A 21,348-nucleotide genomic window follows, 5' to 3' on the forward strand; every position below is an offset into this window, starting at 1 on the left:
ATGGCCGTTGCGGTGGGGCCCACCTGCCGTGCCCGCGCCAGCGTCCATAACACGACCCAGTGCCAGGCCCGACCGGCAAGGAGACCAGCCTCAGTGTCCGTCTTCAACAAGCTCATGCGTGCAGGCGAAGGCAAGATCCTGCGCAAACTGCACCGCATCGCGGACCAGGTCAGCTCCATCGAAGAGGACTTCGTCAACCTCTCCGACGCCGAGCTGCGGGCGCTCACCGACGAGTACAAGGAACGGTACGCGGACGGCGAGAGCCTGGACGACCTGCTTCCCGAGGCATTCGCAACGGTCCGAGAGGCCGCTAAGCGTGTCCTCGGACAGCGCCATTACGACGTCCAGATGATGGGCGGCGCGGCCCTGCACCTCGGCTATGTGGCCGAGATGAAGACCGGTGAGGGCAAGACCCTCGTCGGCACCCTGCCCACGTATCTCAACGCGCTCTCCGGCAAGGGCGTGCACCTGATCACGGTCAATGACTATCTGGCCGAGCGAGACTCCGAAATGATGGGCCGGGTCCACAAGTTCCTGGGCCTGACCGTCGGCTGCATCCTGGCCAACATGACTCCGGCCCAGCGCCGTGAGCAGTACGCCTGCGACATCACGTACGGCACGAACAACGAGTTCGGCTTCGACTACCTCCGCGACAACATGGCGTGGTCCGCGGACGAGCTCGTCCAGCGTGGCCACAACTTCGCCGTGGTCGACGAGGTCGACTCGATCCTCGTCGACGAGGCCCGTACGCCGCTGATCATCTCCGGCCCGGCCGACCAGGCCACCAAGTGGTACGGCGACTTCGCCAAGCTGGTCACGCGTCTGACCAAGGGCGAGGCCGGTAACCCGCTCAAGGGCATCGAGGAGACCGGCGACTACGAGGTCGACGAGAAGAAGCGGACCGTCGCCATCCATGAGCCCGGTGTTGCGAAGGTCGAGGACTGGCTCGGCATCGAGAACCTCTACGAGTCGGTGAACACCCCGCTCGTCGGGTACCTCAACAACGCCATCAAGGCCAAGGAGCTCTTCAAGAAGGACAAGGACTACGTCGTCATCGACGGCGAAGTCATGATCGTCGACGAGCACACCGGCCGTATCCTCGCCGGCCGTCGCTACAACGAGGGCATGCACCAGGCGATCGAGGCGAAGGAAGGGGTGGACATCAAGGACGAGAACCAGACTCTCGCCACGATCACCCTGCAGAACTTCTTCCGCCTCTACGGCAAGCTCTCCGGCATGACCGGTACGGCGATGACCGAGGCCGCCGAGTTCCACCAGATCTACAAGCTGGGCGTCGTGCCGATCCCGACGAACCGGCCGATGGTCCGCCAGGACCAGTCCGACCTGATCTACCGCACCGAGGTCGCGAAGTTCGCCGCGGTCGTCGACGACATCGCCGAGAAGCACGAGAAGGGTCAGCCGATCCTGGTCGGCACCACCTCGGTCGAGAAGTCCGAGTACCTCTCGCAGCAGCTCTCGAAGCGGGGTGTGCAGCACGAGGTCCTCAACGCCAAGCAGCACGACCGTGAGGCGACGATCGTCGCCCAGGCCGGCCGCAAGGGCGCGGTCACGGTCGCGACGAACATGGCCGGCCGCGGTACGGACATCAAGCTCGGCGGCAACCCCGACGACCTCGCCGAGGCGGAGCTGCGCCAGCGCGGTCTCGACCCCGTCGAGCACGTCGAGGAGTGGGCGGCCGCGCTGCCCGCCGCGCTGGCGAGGGCCGAGCAGGCCGTGAAGGCGGAGTTCGAAGAGGTCAAGGACCTCGGCGGGCTGTACGTGCTCGGTACCGAGCGGCACGAGTCGCGGCGCATCGACAACCAGCTGCGCGGTCGTTCCGGCCGTCAGGGAGACCCGGGCGAGTCCCGCTTCTACCTTTCACTGGGTGACGACCTGATGCGGCTGTTCAAGGCGCAGATGGTCGAGCGCGTCATGTCGATGGCGAATGTGCCGGACGACGTGCCGATCGAGAACAAGATGGTGACGCGGGCCATCGCGTCCGCGCAGTCGCAGGTCGAGCAGCAGAACTTCGAGACGCGTAAGAACGTCCTGAAGTACGACGAGGTGCTCAACCGGCAGCGTGAGGTCATCTACGGCGAGCGCCGTCGCGTCCTCGAGGGTGAGGACCTGCAGGAGCAGATCCGCCACTTCATGGACGACACCATCGACGACTACATCCGGCAGGAGACCGCCGAGGGCTTCGCCGAGGAGTGGGACCTCGACCGGCTGTGGGGTGCGTTCAAGCAGCTCTACCCGGTGAAGGTCACCGTCGACGAGCTGGAGGACGCGGCCGGGGACCGGGCCGGGATCACCGCCGAGTTCATCGGCGAGTCCATCAAGGACGACATCCACGAGCAGTACGACGAGCGCGAGAAGCAGCTCGGCTCGGACATCATGCGTGAGCTCGAGCGGCGCGTGGTGCTGTCCGTCCTGGACCGCAAGTGGCGCGAGCACCTCTACGAGATGGATTACCTCCAGGAGGGCATCGGCCTCCGTGCCATGGCGCAGAAGGACCCGCTGGTCGAGTACCAGCGCGAGGGCTTCGACATGTTCAACGCCATGATGGAGGGCATCAAGGAGGAGTCCGTCGGCTACCTGTTCAACCTGGAGGTTCAGGTCGAGCAGCAGGTCGAGGAGGTTCCGGTGCAGGACGCGGCCGAGCGGCCGTCGCTGTCCAAGGAGGACGCCGCGGTTCCGGCCGGGGCGCGTCCGGAGATCCGCGCCAAGGGACTGGACGCTCCGCAGCGTCCCGACCGGCTGCACTTCTCCGCTCCCACGGTGGACGGGGAGGGCGGCATCGTCGAGGGCGACTTCGCCAACGGTGACGGTGGAGCGGTGTCGGAGTCGGACGGGCTGACCCGGGCGGAGCGGCGCAGGGCGCAGAAGAACGGCGGTGGCGGGCGGCGCCGCAAGAAGTAGTTCGCGGTTGCTGCGGCGCCTGCGGCGCTTCGGCGTGGGTTCGTGTTGCAGGGCGGCTGGGGCCGGGCACCGAGGGGTGTCCGGCCCCAGCCGTGTGTGTGGGGCCGGGTAGGAGCGCCGGGCGCGCCCGGTGGGCGTCCTGTCTCAATCGCCGGGCGGGCCCGGTGTGGCGGACGGGTTTGATTTGGTGGGCGGGGTCGGGGTGCCGAGTTCCACTGCGGCGCAGCGCCAGCGGAGGTCGGGGCCCTGTTCCAGGCGGAAGGCCATTGCCCGTACCTGTTCGCCCGCCGCGATGCTCGCGCAGGCCTCCACCACGCCCGGGGCGGGTTGCGCGCCGTGGCACTGGCGCACCACCGGGCGGGCGCCGCGGGCCCTCAGCGGGGTGGCCGGGGCCAGTTCGGCGAGCTGGTCGTATGCCTCGCCGATCGTGTGGCCGAGCATCCAGTGCACCGGGCGCTGGCCGCTGAGGACCGCCAGGAGGCGCTCCGCGAACCAGTGGTGCGGGCGCAGCATCCGCTGTGGTGTCCGGCGCTGCGGCGGTACGGTCTCGGGCCTGCGCCGGTCGTGGCGTCCGGCGGGTCGGGTCCTGTTCACGCTCATCGTTGATCGCCCCCGTGATCCGAGCCCGGCTCATACCGGGCGGTAACTTCTGCTGTGGATCTTCTACGGGGGCGGTGGACGCGACCGCAAGCGCCGAGGGGTCGCGGGGCGCGGTGGGTGAAGTTCACCTATCAGGGTGGCGGACCCGGTGCCGCAAGGCTCTGCGAAGGCGCGGGGAGGGTGACAGGCGGTTGCCGGGTGGACGGGTCGGGGGCCGTACTCGTAACCCCGAAGGGGGACGCGCACGTATCCTGAGGGCGTCTCCGACTACGAAAGCGGCCAGCCATGCGCGTGTACGTCCCCCTGACCCTCTCCGGTCTCGCAGCGGCGCACCGGGCGGGCGAAATCGGCCCCGGTCCGCTGACCGCGTACGCGGTGACTCCCGCGCTGCGTGAGTGGTACGTCTCCGACGACATCGAGGAGCTGGAGTACGCGGCGCTCAACCGGGCCGCGGCCGCCTCGCTGCGCCTGATCGCCGGGGACCCCGGCGCGGTGCGAAGGCGAGTGGTCGTCGCCGTCGACGTGCCGGACGGGCAAGCCGTCGCCGACCCCGACCACAGCCTGGACCCCTCGTCGCTCGGCGAGGTGCGCATCGCTTCCGCGGTGGCGCTGGCGAAGGCGGCCGCGGTGCATGTCGACGCGGACGACGCGGAGAAGGACGTGGCGGCGGCCGCGTCGGTGCTCGGCGCCGCGGACCTCGGCGACGACGACGCGCAGTTCGTCGTGGACGGCGCGGAGGACCATGAGCTGCTCTGGTTCGGGGTGCAGGAGATTCCCAACCTGATCGGCTGACGGGCGCAGGCCGGGCGCGCGGACCCGTTGTCGTACCCGACGGGTATTTTCATTCCATGGGGACGAACGGGAAGCACCGCACTCATCTGGTCTGGGACTGGAACGGCACACTGCTCGACGACAACACAGCGGTCATCGGTGCGACGAACGCGGCGTTCGCCGAGGTCGGCATGGAGCCGATCACGCTCGAGCAGTACCGCGAGATGTACTGCATCCCGATCCCGCGCTTCTACGAGCGGCTGATGGGCCGGCTGCCCACCGAGGCCGAGTGGGAGCGGATGGACGGGATCTTCCACCGGTACTACATGGAGCAGCGGGTCGCCTGCGGTCTCACCGCGGGTGCCGAGGAGCTGCTCGCCCAGTGGCAGCTGGCCGGCCGTAGTCAGTCGCTGCTCAGCATGTACGTCCATGAGCAGCTGGTTCCGGTGGTGCGGGGGTACGGAATCGAGCGGCACTTCACACGGGTCGACGGCCGCACCGGGCCGTCCGGCGGCAGTAAGGCGCAGCACATGGAGCGGCACCTCGCCGCGATGGGCGGGGTGTCTCCCGATCACACGGTGGTGATCGGTGACGCGGTGGACGACGCGGTGGCCGCGGCGCATGTCGGTGCGCGCGCGGTGCTCTACACCGGGGGGTCGCACAGCCGGAGCAGCCTGGAGGCGGCCGGGGTGCCGGTGGTGGACAGCCTGGACGAGGCTGTGGCGCTGGCCGAGCAGCTGGTCGCTTGAGGGGCGGGACCCGGGCCAGGAATGATCCGAATGGGCCCGGAACGATCCCTGAGGGAGGGGCCTAGACCGCCGGGGCCGTGGTGCGCAGGACCTTCAGGAATTCGCGCATCCAGGCCGAGTGGTCCGGCCAGGCGCGGGACGAGATCAGGGTGCCGTCGACCACCGCTTCGTGGTCCTCGAAGCTGGCGCCCGCCGCCTGCATGTCGAGTTCCAGTGCGGGGTACGCCGTGACGCGGCGGCCGCCCAGCTCGCCGATCGCCGCCGTCAGCAGGGGGCCGTGGCAGATCTGGGCCACCGGCTTGTCCGTGTCGAAGAAGGCCTTGAGGATCTTGCGGAGCTCGGCGTCGTTGCGCAGGTACTCGGGGGCGCGTCCGCCGGGGATGACCAGGGCGACGTAGTCACCGGCGTCCACCTCGGAGAACGCCAGGTCGGCCGGCCAGGTGTAGCCGGGCTTCTCGGTGTACGTGTCGAAGCCGGGCTCGAAGTCATGGATCACGAAGCGGAGCGTCTTGCGGGCGGGGGCCGCAATATGGACGTCGTACCCCTCCTCGCGCAGCCGCTGGTACGGGTAGAGGACCTCCAGGGACTCGGCAGCGTCGCCGGTGACGATCAGGATCTTCGGTGCCATGGTGCGGCTCCCCTCGCGCGGACGTCTCCCATAAGCGTGCATCTGTCCGTTGCGCGCTGTCCAGAGTGTCAAAGTTCGGGACCATCTTTTGTACACATACGGCTCATGACGGTTCCGGGTACGGGCGAGATAGCCTGGACCCCGTGATCAGCGCGATACGCCTCGGGGGCAGCGAAGCCCCCGGCCTGCGCCCGGAGTGCCGACGTGCCCGGGCGATGACTGATCCCCTCAGCCCGGACCCTCTGCCAAAAATGGCCAATAAGGTCCCGGGCATCTCTCATAGCGGCATAGCGTCGTCTCCGACCGGAAACCCCGTGTCGTGGCGGTACGTCGCCTTTTTCACCTACGTCACGCAACGGCGCGCGACAGGAGCCAGAGGACATGCAGACCAAGCTGGACGAAGCCAAGGCCGAGCTGCTCGCACGGGCCGCCAAGGTAGCTGACAACGGCCCGGGCGGTGGTGTCGGCGGCCCGGGCGGTACCCCCCGGGTGCAGGTTGCAGGCACCGGTGCCGAGGGCTCCGGTGCCGGGCAGGACGAGCGTCCCGGCCAGGATGTGCTGCTCTCCTACCTCCAGCGCTACTACCTGCACACCGCTCCGGAGGACATCGCGGGCCGCGACCCGGTCGATGTCTTCGGCGCCGCTTCCTCCCACTACCGGCTCGCGGAGAACCGCCCGCAGGGCACCGCGAACGTCCGGGTGCACACCCCGACCGTCGAGGAGAACGGCTGGACGTCCAGCCACTCCGTGGTCGAGGTCGTCACGGACGACATGCCGTTCCTGGTCGACTCCGTCACCAACGAGCTGTCCCGGCAGGGTCGTGGCATCCATGTCGTGATCCACCCGCAGATCGTCGTCCGCCGCGATGTCACCGGCAAGCTCATCGAGGTCCTCGCCGAGGGCAACGGCCTCTCGGCGGCCCCGCAGGCCCGCAAGGGAACCGACGGGACCAAGGAGACCAGGACCGCGCTGCCGCACGACGCGGTCGTCGAGTCCTGGATCCACGTCGAGATCGACCGCGAGACCGACCGCTCCGACCTCAAGCAGATCGCCGAGAACCTGCTCCGGGTGCTGTCCGACGTACGGGAGACCGTCGAGGACTGGGAGAAGATGCGTGACGCCGCGCTGCGCATCGCCGACGACCTGCCCGGCGAGCCGCTCGACGCCCTCGCCGACGAAGAGGTGAACGAGGCCCGGGAGCTGCTGCGCTGGCTTGCCGCAGACCACTTCACCTTCCTCGGCTACCGCGAGTACGAGCTGAGGGAGACCGACGCACTGGCTGCCGTCCCCGGCACCGGCCTCGGCATCCTGCGCTCCGACCCGCACCACAGCGAGGACGAGGCGCACCCGGTCAGCCCGTCCTTCGACCGGCTGCCCGCCGACGCCCGTGCCAAGGCCCGTGAGCGCAAGCTGCTCATCCTGACCAAGGCGAACAGCCGGTCGACCGTGCACCGCCCCAGCTACCTCGACTACGTCGGGGTGAAGAAGTTCGACGCCGACGGCAATGTCATCGGTGAGCGCCGCTTCCTCGGACTGTTCTCGTCCGCCGCCTACACCGAGTCCGTGCGCCGGGTGCCCGTCATCCGCCGCAAGGTCGCCGAGGTGCTGGAGGGCGCGGGCTTCTCGCCCCACAGCCACGACGGCCGTGACCTGCTGCAGATCCTGGAGACGTACCCGCGCGACGAGCTCTTCCAGACGCCCGTCGACCAGCTGCGCTCCGTCGTCACCTCCGTGCTCTACCTCCAGGAGCGGCGCCGGCTGCGGCTGTACCTGCGCCAGGACGAGTACGGGCGCTACTACTCCGCGATCGTCTACCTGCCGCGCGACCGCTACACCACCGGCGTGCGGCTCCGGCTGGTCGACATCCTGAAGGAGGAGCTCGGCGGCACCAGCGTCGACTTCACCGCCTGGAACACCGAGTCGATCCTGTCCCGGCTGCACTTCGTCGTCCGTGTCGCACCCGGCACCGAGCTGCCCGACCTCACCGACGCCGAGAAGGACCGCATCGAGGCCCGACTCGTCGAGGCCGCCCGCTCCTGGTCCGACGGCTTCCAGGAGGCGCTGAACGCCGAGTGCGGAGAGGAGCGGGCCGCCGAGCTGCTGCGGCGGTACGGTCACTCGTTCCCCGAGGGCTACAAGGCCGACCACTCGCCGCGCTCCGCCGTCGCCGACCTGGTCCACCTCGAAGCGCTCAAGCACGACGAGAAGGATTTCGCGCTCAGCCTGTACGAGCCGGTCGGTGCCGCCCCGGGCGAGCGTCGCTTCAAGATCTACCGGACCGGCGAGCAGGTCTCCCTCTCCGCCGTCCTGCCGGCGCTCCAGCGGCTCGGTGTCGAGGTCGTCGACGAGCGTCCGTACGAGCTGCGCTGCGCCGACCGTACGCACGCCTGGATCTACGACTTCGGTCTGCGGATGCCGGAGGTCAACGGCAGTGGCAACTACCTCGCCGACGACGCCCGCGACCGCTTCCAGGACGCGTTCGCCGCGGTGTGGACCGGTGAGGCCGAGAACGACGGCTTCAACTCCCTGGTGCTCGGCGCCGGTCTGAACTGGCGGCAGGCGATGGTGCTGCGCGCCTACGCGAAGTACCTGCGGCAGGCCGGTTCGACCTTCAGCCAGGACTACATGGAGGACACCCTCCGTAACAACGTCCACACCACCCGTCTGCTGGTCTCCCTCTTCGAGGCCCGGATGTCACCCGGCCGACAGAGCGCCGGCACCGAGCTGATCGACGGTCTCCTCGAAGAGCTCGACGGGGCGCTCGACCAGGTCGCCTCGCTCGACGAGGACCGGATCCTGCGGTCCTTCCTCACCGTCATCAAGGCCACCCTGCGCACCAACTTCTTCCAGAAGGCGGAGAGCGGCAAGCCGCACTCCTACGTCTCGATGAAGTTCGACCCGCAGGCCATCCCGGACCTGCCGGCGCCCCGCCCGGCGTTCGAGATCTGGGTGTACTCGCCGCGTGTCGAGGGCGTCCACCTCCGCTTCGGCAAGGTCGCCCGCGGTGGCCTGCGCTGGTCGGACCGGCGGGAGGACTTCCGTACGGAGATCCTCGGCCTGGTCAAGGCACAGATGGTGAAGAACACCGTCATCGTGCCGGTCGGCGCCAAGGGCGGCTTCGTGGCCAAGCAGCTGCCGGATCCGGCCGCCGACCGCGACGCCTGGATGGCCGAGGGCATCGCCGCGTACCGGACGTTCGTCTCGGCGCTGCTCGACATCACCGACAACCTGGTGGCCGGCGAGGTCGTGCCGCCCGTCGGTGTCGTCCGACACGACGAGGACGACACCTATCTCGTCGTCGCCGCGGACAAGGGCACCGCGAGTTTCTCCGACATCGCCAACGAGGTGGCCGTCTCGTACGGCTTCTGGCTCGGCGACGCGTTCGCCTCCGGTGGCTCCGCCGGATACGACCACAAGGGCATGGGCATCACCGCCCGCGGCGCGTGGGAGTCCGTCAAGCGGCACTTCCGCGAGCTCGGCCACGACACCCAGACCGAGGACTTCACGGTCGTCGGCGTCGGCGACATGTCCGGTGACGTGTTCGGCAACGGCATGCTGCTCTCCGAGCACATCCGGCTCGTCGCCGCCTTCGATCACCGGCACATCTTCCTCGACCCGACCCCGGACGCCGCCACCTCGTACGCCGAGCGGCGCCGCCTCTTCGACCTGCCGCGCAGTTCCTGGGCCGACTACAACAAGGGACTGCTCTCCGCGGGCGGTGGCATTTACCCCCGTACCGCGAAGTCGATCCCGGTCAACGCGCACGTCCGCGAGGCTCTCGGCATCGAGTCGGGTGTCACCAAGATGACGCCTGCCGACCTGATGAAGACCATCCTCAAGGCCCGCGTCGACCTGGTGTGGAACGGCGGCATCGGCACGTACATCAAGTCCTCCACCGAGTCGAACGCGGACGTCGGCGACAAGGCCAACGACGCGATCCGCGTCAACGGCGAGGACCTGCGGGCCAAGGTCGTCGGCGAGGGCGGCAACCTCGGCGCCACCCAGCTCGGCCGGATCGAATTCGCCCGGGGCGGCGGCCGGATCAACACCGACGCGATCGACAACAGCGCCGGTGTGGACACCTCCGACCACGAGGTGAACATCAAGATCCTGCTCAACGGCCTGGTCCGGGACGGCGACATGACCGTCAAGCAGCGCAACAAGCTGCTTGCCGAGATGACCGACGAGATCGGGCGTCTGGTGCTGCGCAACAACTACGCCCAGAACACCGCGCTCGCCAATTCCGTCGCCCAGTCCGCCTCCCTGCTCCACGCCCAGCAGCGCTTCATGCGCCGTCTCGGCCGCGACGGACACCTCGACCGGGCGCTGGAGTTCCTGCCCAGCGACCGGCAGATCCGCGAGCTGCTGAACGGCAGCAAGGGGCTCACCCAGCCCGAGCTCGCCGTGCTGATCGCCTACACGAAGATCACCGCTTCCGACGAGCTGATCAAGACCAGCCTGCCGGACGACCCGTACCTGCAGAAGCTGCTGTACGCCTACTTCCCCGCACAGCTGCGCGCGCAGTTCCCCGAGGCGGTCGACGGGCACGCGCTGCGCCGCGAGATCATCACCACGGTGCTGGTCAACGACACGGTGAACACCGGTGGTTCGACCTTCCTGCACCGGCTGCGGGAAGAGACCGGCGCGTCGATCGCGGAGATCGTGCGGGCCCAGACCGCGGCCCGCGAGATCTTCGGCCTCGGCCAGGTGTGGGACGCCGTCGAGGCGCTCGACAACAAGGTCGCCGCCGATGTGCAGACCCGGATCCGGCTGCACTCGCGCCGGCTCGTCGAGCGCGGCTCGCGCTGGCTGCTCGGCAACCGGCCGCAGCCGCTGGAGATCGCCGAGACGATCGGCTTCTTCAAGGACGGCGTCGACCAGGTCTGGGCCGAACTGCCCAAGATGCTGAAGGGCCCCGACCAGGAGTGGTACCAGTCGATCCTGGACGAGCTGACCGAGGCGGGCGTCCCGGACGAGCTGGCGCAGCGCGTCGCGGGATTCTCGTCCGCCTTCCCGGCGCTCGACATCGTGGCGATCGCCGAGCGCATGGGCAAGGACCCCCTTGCCGTCGCCGAGGTCTACTACGACCTCGCCGACCGGCTGGGCGTCACCCAGCTGATGGACCGGATCATCGAACTGCCGCGGAACGACCGCTGGCAGTCGATGGCCCGCGCCTCCATCCGCGAGGACCTGTACGCCGCGCATGCCGCGCTCACCGGGGATGTGCTGAGTGTGGGCAACGGGACGTCGACGCCGGAGGAACGGTTCGCGGCCTGGGAGGACAAGAACGCGGCGATCCTGACGCGTTCGCGCTCCACGCTGGAGGAGATCCGGGGGTCGGACTCGTTCGATCTGGCCAACCTGTCGGTGGCCATGCGGACCATGCGGACGTTGCTGCGTACGCACGCGTAGTGGTCTGAGGGGGGAGCGGCCGCCGGGCGTCCGGCGGCCGCTCCCCCCTCGAACGCCGGACGGGGCAGGATGCGATGCCCGACCGTCCGGCGATGGCGGTTTCCTCGATCGCCGGACGGCCTTGATTCCTGCACCGGTCACCGGCTGCCGCCCGCCCACTGGGCACGGATGGGGTGTGCTGCCGGCGCGCGGCGAACCGGATGACCGGGCTGCTGCGGCTGTGGGCGAGTACGCCCGCGAGGTGCCCGCGCCGCCCGCGGCCCCTACTTCTCGGCGGCGGACATCACTTCTTGGTGGTGAACTTCTCGTACGCGGCGACGACTTCCTTCGCCGGACCGTCCATCCGCAGCGTTCCCGCCTCCAGCCACAGCGCCCGGTCACAGGTCTCGGTGATCGACTTGTTGCTGTGGCTGACCAGGAACACCGTGCCCGCCTCCTTGCGCAGCTCGATGATCCGCTCCTTGCTGCGCCGCTGGAACTTGGCGTCGCCCGTGGACAGTGCCTCGTCGATCAGCAGAACGTCATGGCTCTTCGCGGCGGCGATGGAGAACCGGAGCCTGGCCCCCATGCCCGACGAGTACGTACGCATCGGCAGCGTGATGAAGTCGCCCTTCTCGTTGATGCCGGAGAAGTCGACGATCCTCTGGTAGCGCTCGCGGATCTCGTCACGCGTCATGCCCATCGCCAGCCCACCGAGGATGACGTTCCGCTCGCCGGACAGATCGCTCATCAGCGCCGCGTTCACGCCGAGCAGCGACGGCTGCCCCTGGGTGTGCACCTGGCCCTTCGACGGCGGGAGCAGACCGGCGATCGCCTTCAGCAGCGTCGACTTCCCCGAGCCGTTGGAACCGATCAGGCCGATCGCCTCGCCCTTGTACGCGGCGAAGCTGACGCCCTTCACGGCATGCACCTCGCGCACGCCGGGGGTCTGCCGCCGGGAAGCGATCCGGCTGAGGGCCGAGGTGGCGCTGCCCTTTCCGGTGCGCGCGCCGTTGACCTTGTAGGTGATGTGGACGTCGTCCACGACGACGGTCGGCATCCGCTCGTTGTCGCCAGTCATGTTCTCAGCCACGTCCGTACAGCTCCTCGGCCTTCCAGAAGTACACGAAGCCGCCCACTCCGCACACGAGCGCCCAGCCCGTGGCAACGGCCCACACATGCGGGGGCAGCTGCGCCCCGCTGAAGCTGTCGATGAATGCGAACCGCATCAGGTCGATGAAGACGGCGGCCGGATTGCACTCCAGCGCCACCTTCACGAAGTGCGGAACCGCGTCGCCCTTCAGCTTTTCGTCGAGGCTGAACATGACGCCCGACGCGTACATCCAGGTGCGCAGGACGAACGGCGTCAGCTGCGCGATGTCCGGGGTCCGGGCGGCCAGCCGCGCCACGACCATCGAGAGCCCGGTGTTGAAGACGGCCTGCAGGAGCAGCGCCGGGATCGCCAGCAGCCACGACGGCCGGGGGAACTGCCCGAACCCGATCAGGATCAGGACCAGTGCACCCAGAGAGAACAGCAGTTGCTGGAGCTGCTGCAGCGCCAGTGCGACGGGCAGTGAGGCGCGCGGGAAGTGCAGTGCCCGGACGAGGCCGAGGTTTCCGCTGATCGCGCGGGTGCCCGCGGTGATCGAGCTGGCGGTGAAGGTCCAGATGAACACGCCCGTGATGAGGAACGGAACGAAGTCCTCGACGTTCTTCTTCGTGTTCAACAGGATGCCGAAGATGAAGTAGTAGACCGTCGCGTTGAGCAGCGGGGTCATGATCTGCCAGACCTGGCCGAGCTTCGCCTGGCTGTACTGGGCGGTGAGCTTGGCGGTGGCGAACGCCGTGATGAAGTGCCGGCGGCCCCACAGCTGCCGGACGTACGCGCCGAGCGTCGGCCGGGCCCCGCTCACGGTCAGCCCGTGCCGGGCCGCGAGTGCGGCGAGCTCACCCGGCCCGTAGACCGGGAGGAGGGGGGCGGGGGCTGCGTCGGTCACCGCCGGGGTGGTCGGCGGGGCTGTTGTCTGGCTCACCACGATCGCTTTCGACGGGAGGACAGGAAACCATCGCGAACGCCGGAACGGAACCGTATCGTCGCAACGCCGAGAGTAGGACGTGACCACGTCGCAACGCAACCGTTTCGTCGTTACGGACTATCATTCGGTTCATGACCACCGACCCGGGAACCCGCCGCCGCGTCCCCGCCGGAGCCGCAGTGCTGCGCGAGGACGTGACCGATGCCATCCGCAGCGCCGTCTTCGAGGAGCTGGCGGCGGTCGGCTTCGCCCGGATGTCGATCGAGGGCATCGCCCGGCGCGCGGGCGTCGGGAAGACCGCCGTCTACCGCCGCTGGAAGTCCAAGCTGGCCCTCGTCCTCGACCTGGTCTCCGCCGTCGCGGTCCAGGGCATGCCGGCGCCGGCCACCGGTTCGCTGTACGGGGATGTCCGCGCCGTGCTCCAGCTGGCCGCCTATGCGCTGCGCCACCCCGTCGCCTCGCAGGTCATCCCGGATCTGCTGGTCGAGGCGGCGCGCAACCCGGAGATCTCCGACACGATCAAGTCGGCCCTGCTGGACCCGCAGCAGGGCATCGCCGCCGTGGTCGTCCGGGACGCCGTCGCCCGCGGTGAGCTGCCCGGGGACAGCGACCCGGACCGCGCCCTGGACCTGATCGTCGGCCCGCTCTACTGGCGGCTCGCCGTGGTCCGCGGCGATCTGCCCAAGGGCTATCTGGACGATCTGGCCGAATCGGCCGTCGCCGCCCTCAAGAAGAACTGACCGCCCGGCCGTCGGCTGCGCCCCGGACCGGTCCGCCTACCGGGCCTCGCACGGCGCGTACGCCGGCCCGGACGACACCCCCGGAGTGTCGCCGCCACCGAGGGCGAGCCGCTGAGGGTCTTCGGATCGAGGAGCGGAGGTCACAGCGGGCGGCCGGGCTCCCGGGCATGTTCCGGGAGCGGTTCCGTCCGTACCATGGCGGCCACGTCGCCCACCGCGTGGTGCGATGGTGTTCCTGAACGGCTTGTGATGTCACTCGTTCGAGGCCGTAACCGGTGACCCCCTGCCGTTCACGCGGTTGAGCCATACGGACAACCAGGCCCCCGATGAACGGACGTGCTCAACATGCCGCCACGGCTCAGTGTCGTCGTCCCCGTCTACAACGTGGAGCTCTATCTGACGGACTGCCTGAAGTCCCTCGCGGAGCAGACCATGGACGACCTGGAGGTGGTGATGGTCGACGACGGGTCCACCGACGACAGCGCCGCCCTGGCCGCTGCCTTCGCCGAACAGGACAGCCGGTTCCGTCTGGTGAGCCAGAAGAACGGCGGCCTCGGGCACGCCCGCAACACCGGGGTCCGCAACTGCGACCCGGACAGCGGCTACGTCGCCTTCGTCGACAGCGACGACATCGTGCCGCCCCGGGCGTACGAACTCCTCGTCGGCGCACTCGACGAGACGGGATCGGACATCGCGTCCGGCAATGTGCTCCGGCTGCGGGCCTCCGGCAAGCTCCAGCAGTCGCCCAACTTCCGCAAGCCCATGGCGACCACCCGGCTGCGCACCCACATCTCCCGCGACTGGGACCTCGCCGCCGACCGGATCGCCTGCAACAAGGTCTTCCGCCGGTCCTTCTGGGACGAACACGCCTTCGCCTTCCCGGTCGGCACCCTCTACGAGGACATCCCCGTCGTCCTCCCCGCCCACTTCCTGGCCCGCTCCGTCGACGTCGTCAAGGACGCCGTCTACCACTGGCGCGACCGGGCCGGCTCGATCACCACCCGCCGCGCCGTCGTCCGCGGCATCCGGGACCGGGCCTCGCACGTACTGGGCGTCTCCACCTTCCTCGAACAGCACCGCAGCGCCGCCGACAAACGCCACTACGAGGCGCATGTCCTCGCCAACGACCTCTGGTACTTCATGGAGGCGCTGCCCGACGGGGACGACGAGTACCGCCGCGCCTTCCTCACGTACGCCAACGAGTTCACCGACCAGGTCGACCCGGCCGTCCTCGACGGGCTGCCGCTGCGGCTGCGTCTGATGTGGCATCTCGTACGCGAACGGCGCACCGGCGAACTGCTGGAGCTGCTCGCCCACGACAAGGCCGAACCGGGCGCCTTCGCCGTACAGGGCGTGCGGCGCCACATCGCCTCGTACCCGGCCCTCACCGGGCCGGTACCGCGCTCGGTGCTACGGGTCGGCGACCGGGACCTGCCGCTCACCGCCCGGCTGTGCGAGGCGCACTGGCAGGGCGGCAAGCTGCACCTCAAGGGGTACGCGTACATCCGCAACCTGCCCGCCGGCTCGTGGCACAGCGAGTTCCGGGCCGGCTGGCTGCGGGCCGGGCGCCGGCATGTGGTGCCGCTGCGGCTGCGTACGGTCGACGAGCCGGAGGCCACCGTCCGTTCCCGGCAGAGCCTGCACGACTACGACCGGTCCGGCTTCGAGACGGTCATCGACCCGGCCCGGCTCCGGATCTCCGCCGACGGTGACACCGAACGGCTCACCTGGCGCTTCGAAGTCGGCATCGCCGGACACGGGATGCTGCGCCGCTCCGACGTCTCCACCGACGTGGCCGCGGCGGCGCCGCCCGTGCACCGACCGGACGGCGACCACCGCATCGTGCCCGTCTTCGACAGCGGCAAGCTGGTGGTGCACGCGGAGCGGATCGACGCCCGGTTCGAGACGCACCGGGCGGGCGACGCGGGCGACGGGACCGCCACCGTGGTGATCAGTGGCATGATCCGCGACCGTCTCGGCAAGGAGCCGCTCCGCATCGGTCTCACCCACCGTCCCTCCGGCACCTCCCTCGACTTCCCGGCGACCGTCCACGAGGGCGCCGTGCCGTCGGCGTCGGGCTGGCGGCGCTTCACCGCCGCGATCCCGCTGGCAGCGGTCACCGACGCGCGGCCGGCGACGGAGGCGGCCACCGTCGCGTACAGCCTGCATCTGGTCGGACCGGACGGCCGCAGGACACCGATCGACGTGCCGGGGCCCGTTCCGCCGGGCCGCTATCCGAGCGGTTCGCCCGCACCGGAAGCGGGCGGCGACGAGCCGCGTGAGCTCGCGCTCACCGCCAGCTCCCGGGGCAACCTGCTGGTCAGCGACCGGCCCGTGCAGCCCGCCTGCGAGCTGGCGAGCTGGACGGAGGACGGGCTGCTGCTCCTGGAGGGCACCTTCCCCGACGACCCCGACCGGCCCGTCGAGCTGGTGGCCCGGCACAGCGGTCACCACGAGGAGGCCGTCTTCCCGGTGGTGTTCTCCGGGCCCGCGCAGGCCCGGCGGTTCCGGGCCGAGCTGCGGCCCGACGCCGTCGAGGCGCCCGGTGGCCCACTGCCCCTGGGGGAGGGCCACTGGTACTTCTTCCTCCGCCCGAAGGGCGCCGCCGACGACACGGGCGACATGCCGCTGCGCATCCCGGCCGCCGCCCACCGCACCCTTCCCGCCGCCCGTACGCTCGCGGGCCGTACCTACGTCATCGAGCGGCGCTACCACGACCAGCTGCTCGTCAACGCCGCGTCCATGCTCACCACGGCGGAACGCAGCGCCCGCGGCAAGCGGCTGCTGCGCGAGGCGTACGCCGGACAGCGCACCGCCCCCCTGCGCGACACCGTCCTGCACAGCAGCTTCGACGGGCGCCAGTACTCCGACTCGCCGCGCGCGATCTACGAGGAACTGGCCGCCCGTACCACCGCGTTCGAGCATCTTTGGGTCGTACGCGATCAGCAGGCCCGGATCCCCGCGGGCGCCACCGCCGTCGTCCACGGCTCCGCCGGCTGGCACGAGGCGCTGGCCCGCAGCCGCCACATCGTCACCAACACCCAGCTGCCCGAATGGTTCGAGCGGCGCGACGGCCAGACCGTCGTCCAGACCTGGCACGGCACCCCGCTCAAGCGCATCGGCCTCGACCTCGCGGGCACGGCGCAGGCCAATGCCGCCTACATCGCCACCATCGAACAGCGCGCCGGCCAGTGGAGCGTTCTGGTCTCCCCGAACAGCTTCTCCACCCCCGTCCTGCGGCGCTCCTTCGGCTATCAGGGGGAGATGCTGGAGTGCGGCTATCCCCGTAACGACCTCTTCCACGCCTCGGACCGCACCAAGGTGGCCGCGGCGGTACGGGAGCGGCTGGGGATCCCCGCGGGCAAGCGGGTCGTGCTGTACGCGCCGACGTGGCGTGAGGACCGGCCGCAGGGCGGCGGCAGATACGCCCTCGACCTCCAGCTCGACCTGGCCGCCGCCGAACACGAACTCGCCTCCGACACCGTGCTGTTGGTGCGGCGCCACTATCTGGTCGCCGACCGGCTCCCGGACACCGGTAGCGGCTTCGTGCGGGACGTCTCGCGCTACGGGGACGTCGGTGAGCTGATGCTGATCAGCGACGCGCTCGTCACCGACTACTCCTCGCTGATGTTCGACTTCGCCCAGACCGGCCGCCCGATGCTGTTCCACACGTACGACCTCGCTCACTACCGCGACACCCTGCGCGGCTTCTGTTTCGACTTCGAGAACCGCGCCCCCGGCCCGCTGATCCCCGACTCCGCCGATCTCGTCGAGGCACTGCGCGACCCGGTCCGGGCCACCGCGGGACACGCGCAGGCGTACGAGGCGTTTCGGCGGGACTTCTGCGACCTCGACGACGGGCACGCGGCGCAGCGGGTGGTCGACCGGATGCTGCAGCCCGACCGTTCCTAGCCAGTGCACATAAGTGAGTCCTGGACCCACGGCTGCGTGCTGGGCGCATCCCGAACGGTTTTGGATGCACTGGGTTCCCGCTTTCGCTTCCCGTTCGGCGCGGGCTCTCCGGGGGGCCGGTCCACCCCGGAGTCCGGTTCCGGCCCCCGTGCCCGGGCGGGACCGGAGCCGGACGTGGTGAACGACAGGAAGCGCCCGCGCATTGGGGGACAAGTGAACCGTTCGAGTGATTCGCGCCGTCCGGTGTACGTGCAGATGGGCGGGGAGCGATTCACTCGTTCGCTTAAGTATGTTGATCGGTGCACTGGATAGTGGCTGCGGGTTGCTACGTTCGTTTTCATGGGTATCCGAACGTGGTGCGACGCCTGGAGCGTGCGGCGCGCAAGAGCTGTCGTGTTCGTCGCTGCGGCCATAGGGCTGCTCGTCAGAATGCTGATCGCGGCTAACACGTCGGGCCCAGCCGATGTGCGTTATTTCCAAGGTTTCGCCAAGGCCGTCACTGTTTACGGCCCCGTTCGCATTTATGAGCAGCCGCTGCCGGGCCTGCCCGTCTATAATCATCCGCCGCTGGCCGGCTGGATGCTCCTCGGGCTGAATGAAATCGCCGAACTCGGAATTCCGTTCGGGACGCTGATCCGGTCACCTGCTTCGATCGCCGACTTCTTCTGCACACTCATCGTGTTCGAAATTGTCCGGCGGCGCCGCAGTCTGCGTACCGCGGTCGCCTGCGGGATCGGCGTGGCCCTCAGCCCTGTGCTGATCGCCACCTCGGGCTACCACGGCAACACCGACGCGGTCGCCATCGCTTTCGCCCTCGCCGCCGCGTATCTACTGACCGACCGGAGGTCACCGCTGTCCGCCGGGGTGGCCGCCGCGCTGTCGATCAGCGTCAAGTTCATCCCGGTCGTGGTGATCCCGGCGCTCTTCGTCGTCGCGCTGCGGGCCGGCCGGCCGATGTTCGTCCGCTTCACCGCGGGGTTCACCGCGGTGGTCGCGCTCGTCTGGGGACCCGTGCTGGTGACCGTGCCGGAGAACCTCAAAGACAACGTCCTGGAGTACACGGGGGGCGCCTACCGCCTCTGGGGCCTCGTTCGGTTCGCCGATGTGCTCGGCCTGCCGGAGTCCTTCATCGCCTTCCTCCGCGGTGAGGGCCACTTCCTCTTCGTGCTGATCTGTGTGGCCGTCGGTGTCTGGCTGGCCTGGGTGCGGCCCGGGCAGCTGCCCGGTGTCGTCGCTGTGACGATGGGCCTCCTGCTGCTGCTCTCCACCGCGTCCGGCCTGCAGTACCTGACCTGGGCGGCCGCCGCGATGTTCGTCATCGGGTTCTGGGAGGGGGCCGCGTACAGCTGCCTGCTCGGCTGGACGGCCATTCTCGGCTACCAGGGACGTTCCCCCGTGCGATGGAGCGAGACGGCGCTGCAACTGGGCACCGCCGGCTGGTTCCTGCTCGCGGTCTGTCTGGTCAGAGGCATCCGCAGGATCCTCGCCGACCCGCCGGACGGGCCCCCGTCGTCCCCCGCCGAACCGACATCGGTCGCTGCGCCCCGCACTTCGCATCCGTTCGGTTCCGCCGTCAACTGACCACACCCGAGCACACTGGAGAACCTCCCGTGAAGGAAAGCACGAGCCCCAGGATCGGCATCCTGGTGGTCGCGTACAACGCCGAGACGACGCTGGAGAAGACCCTCGACCGGATTCCGGAGGATTTCCGGTCCCGGGTCTCCGAGATCCTCATTCTCGACGACGCGAGCCATGATGCGACCTTCACCGCAGGATGCCGCTGGTCGCTGGCGGAGGGAATGCCGCGGACCGTCGTGATGCGGCACACCAAGAATCTCGGATACGGCGGAAACCAGAAGGCCGGATACGCGCTGGCCGCCGAACACGGGCTGGACATCATCGTGCTCCTGCACGGCGACGGACAGTACGCCCCCGAACTGCTGCCCGATATGGTCGCACCGATCGAGCGCGGCGAATGCGAAGCCGTGTTCGGTTCGCGGATGATGAAGTCCGGCAGCGCCCTCAAGGGCGGCATGCCGATGTACAAGTGGCTCGGCAATCGCATTCTCACCCGCGTGGAGAACAGGCTCCTCGGCTCGAAGCTCACCGAATTCCATTCCGGCTACCGTGCCTACAGCGTCGCGGCGCTCAAGAAACTTCCCATCGCCCGGAACACCGACGCGTTCGACTTCGACACCCAGATCATCGTCCAGCTGCTCAACGAAGGGATGCGGATCAAGGAGATCCCCGTCCCGACGTACTACGGCGACGAGATCTGCTACGTCAACGGCATGAAGTACGCGAAGGACGTCGTCAAGGACGTCCTCGAATACCGCCTCGCCATCAAGGGGTTCGGCACCTGTGCTTGGATCCCCAAGCCCGTGGAGTACGCCTTCAAGGAGGGCGACGGTTCCTCGCACGCCGTCATCCTGGAGAAGATGCGGGCGCTGCCGCCCGGCCGCGTCCTCGATCTCGGCTGCTCCGGCGGTCTGTTCGCGCAGCGTCTGGAGGCGCTCGGCCACGAGGTGACCGGCGTCGACTACATCGAGGTCCCGGGCGTTCGCGAGAAGTGCACGCACTTCCACCTCGCCGACCTGGAGGAGGGGCTGCCCGACGAGATCGGCGCCGATTTCGACTATGTGGTCGCCGGCGATGTCATCGAGCACCTCTCCCGTCCCGAACGCGTCCTCTCCGAGGCCGCGACCGTGCTCCGGCCGGGCGGCCATGTGCTGCTGTCCGTACCGAACTTCAGCCACTGGTACTCACGGCTGCGGGTCGCGCTCGGAGTCTTCGACTACGACCGGCGCGGCATCCTGGACGAGACGCATCTGCGCTTCTTCACCCGGGCCAGCCTGCGCCGCACCGTCCGGAACGCCGGCTACGACGTCCTCGACATCGCGTCCACCGGGGCGCCGTTCTGGTCGCTGCTCGGCGGTCGCGGACCGCTCGCCACGACCCTCGGCGGCCTGTCGAAGCTGCTGACCAGGGTCCGGCCGACGCTGTTCGGCTATCAGCACGTCGCACTGCTCACCCCGCATGCGGCCGAGACGATCATCGCTGGAGAGCACGTCGATGTACAGGACATCCTCAACCGACAGTACGTCCCTGCCGGCCGGGTCGGAGTCTGAGACGGCCACCGCCGCCTCCGTGGCCCACTCCGCACGCGCCCCCGAGCCGGTGCCCGCCGCCCCCGTCAGGAGCAAGACCTTGACCCTGCCCAGTCTGACGCTGCTGCTGTTCGCCGTGTTCGCGTCGGCGGGCGGCCAGATCATGCTCAAGCACGGGATGAAGGGCGCCGCGGCGACCGTCGGGCGTGACGGCGGATCCCTGGCGATGCGCGCGGCGACCAGCCCGTGGGTGATCTTCGGGCTGCTCGTCTTCGCGGTGTCCGCGCTCGCCTGGATGGCGACGCTGGCCAAGGTGCCGCTGAGCATCGCGTACCCGTTCAACGCGCTCGGCTATCTGCTGATCGTGCTGGCCGGATCGACGGTGCTGCACGAGCGGACCTCGATGTGGACCTGGGGCGGCTCGCTGCTCGTGGTCATCGGTCTCGTCACGGTCATGGCGGGCCAGCAACGCTGAGGCGTGTCCCGGGAGCGGGT

The 21,348-nt window shown here is 69.2% G+C and carries 13 protein-coding genes; 9 read left to right on the forward strand and 4 right to left on the reverse strand.

Features of this window, described 5'->3' with window-relative positions; genetic code table 11:
- The first annotated feature begins 93 nt into the window (after positions 1-93).
- Positions 94-2,919 (forward strand): preprotein translocase subunit SecA, encoded by a 2,826-nt coding sequence (gene secA / locus OHB49_RS25955; protein WP_030980231.1) that lies wholly within the window; start codon positions 94-96, stop codon positions 2,917-2,919.
- Positions 2,920-3,063: 144 nt separating this feature from the next.
- Here secA and OHB49_RS25960 read toward each other — a convergent pair whose 3' ends face one another.
- Positions 3,064-3,519: an Rv3235 family protein gene (locus OHB49_RS25960; protein WP_052190199.1), complete on the reverse strand. Its 456-nt coding sequence runs from the start codon at positions 3,517-3,519 to the stop codon at positions 3,064-3,066.
- Positions 3,520-3,804: 285 nt separating this feature from the next.
- Between OHB49_RS25960 and OHB49_RS25965 the strand changes: the two genes are divergently transcribed.
- Positions 3,805-4,311, forward strand: a complete 507-nt coding sequence (locus OHB49_RS25965; RefSeq protein WP_030980233.1) for a DUF6912 family protein — start codon at positions 3,805-3,807, stop codon at positions 4,309-4,311.
- Between the two features lie 56 nt (positions 4,312-4,367).
- A complete protein-coding gene (locus tag OHB49_RS25970; RefSeq protein ID WP_030980234.1) occupies positions 4,368-5,039 on the forward strand; it encodes an HAD family hydrolase in 672 nt (223 codons plus the stop codon).
- A gap of 61 nt (positions 5,040-5,100) precedes the next feature.
- Here the strand turns inward: OHB49_RS25970 and OHB49_RS25975 are convergent, their stop codons facing one another.
- Positions 5,101-5,667 (reverse strand): DJ-1/PfpI family protein, encoded by a 567-nt coding sequence (locus tag OHB49_RS25975; RefSeq protein WP_030980235.1) that lies wholly within the window; start codon positions 5,665-5,667, stop codon positions 5,101-5,103.
- A 381-nt stretch (positions 5,668-6,048) separates the two neighbouring features.
- Between OHB49_RS25975 and OHB49_RS25980 the strand changes: the two genes are divergently transcribed.
- Positions 6,049-11,079: an NAD-glutamate dehydrogenase gene (locus tag OHB49_RS25980; protein ID WP_329163410.1), complete on the forward strand. Its 5,031-nt coding sequence runs from the start codon at positions 6,049-6,051 to the stop codon at positions 11,077-11,079.
- A gap of 283 nt (positions 11,080-11,362) precedes the next feature.
- On the opposite strand, the gene OHB49_RS25985 is transcribed toward OHB49_RS25980, so the two are convergent.
- Together OHB49_RS25985 and OHB49_RS25990 are read right to left on the reverse strand one after the other, a co-directional pair.
- Complete coding sequence (locus OHB49_RS25985; protein WP_030980237.1) at positions 11,363-12,139, reverse strand: ABC transporter ATP-binding protein; 777 nt, start codon at positions 12,137-12,139, stop codon at positions 11,363-11,365.
- 4 nt (positions 12,140-12,143) lie between these two features.
- Positions 12,144-13,094, reverse strand: coding sequence for an ABC transporter permease (locus tag OHB49_RS25990; RefSeq protein ID WP_030980238.1), 951 nt, complete (start codon positions 13,092-13,094; stop codon positions 12,144-12,146).
- 131 nt (positions 13,095-13,225) lie between these two features.
- On the opposite strand from OHB49_RS25990, the gene OHB49_RS25995 reads away from it, so the two are divergent.
- The 5 genes from OHB49_RS25995 to OHB49_RS26015 all read left to right on the forward strand — a co-directional run bounded on the left by OHB49_RS25995 (position 13,226) and on the right by OHB49_RS26015 (position 21,328).
- A complete protein-coding gene (locus OHB49_RS25995; RefSeq protein WP_030980239.1) occupies positions 13,226-13,834 on the forward strand; it encodes a TetR/AcrR family transcriptional regulator in 609 nt (202 codons plus the stop codon).
- A gap of 336 nt (positions 13,835-14,170) precedes the next feature.
- A complete protein-coding gene (locus tag OHB49_RS26000) occupies positions 14,171-17,746 on the forward strand; it encodes a bifunctional glycosyltransferase/CDP-glycerol:glycerophosphate glycerophosphotransferase (RefSeq protein WP_443079562.1) in 3,576 nt (1,191 codons plus the stop codon).
- A 339-nt stretch (positions 17,747-18,085) separates the two neighbouring features.
- Positions 18,086-19,327 (forward strand): glycosyltransferase family 39 protein, encoded by a 1,242-nt coding sequence (locus OHB49_RS26005; protein ID WP_329163415.1) that lies wholly within the window; start codon positions 18,086-18,088, stop codon positions 19,325-19,327.
- Positions 19,328-19,356: 29 nt separating this feature from the next.
- Positions 19,357-20,874 carry a bifunctional glycosyltransferase/class I SAM-dependent methyltransferase gene (locus tag OHB49_RS26010; protein WP_030971197.1) on the forward strand — a complete coding sequence of 506 codons (1,518 nt, stop codon included), beginning with the start codon at positions 19,357-19,359 and terminating at the stop codon, positions 20,872-20,874.
- A 79-nt stretch (positions 20,875-20,953) separates the two neighbouring features.
- Positions 20,954-21,328: a hypothetical protein gene (locus OHB49_RS26015; protein WP_030971196.1), complete on the forward strand. Its 375-nt coding sequence runs from the start codon at positions 20,954-20,956 to the stop codon at positions 21,326-21,328.
- The last annotated feature ends 20 nt before the right edge of the window (positions 21,329-21,348 follow it).

This window comes from Streptomyces sp. NBC_01717 (assembly GCF_036248255.1).
GTDB lineage: Bacteria > Actinomycetota > Actinomycetes > Streptomycetales > Streptomycetaceae > Streptomyces.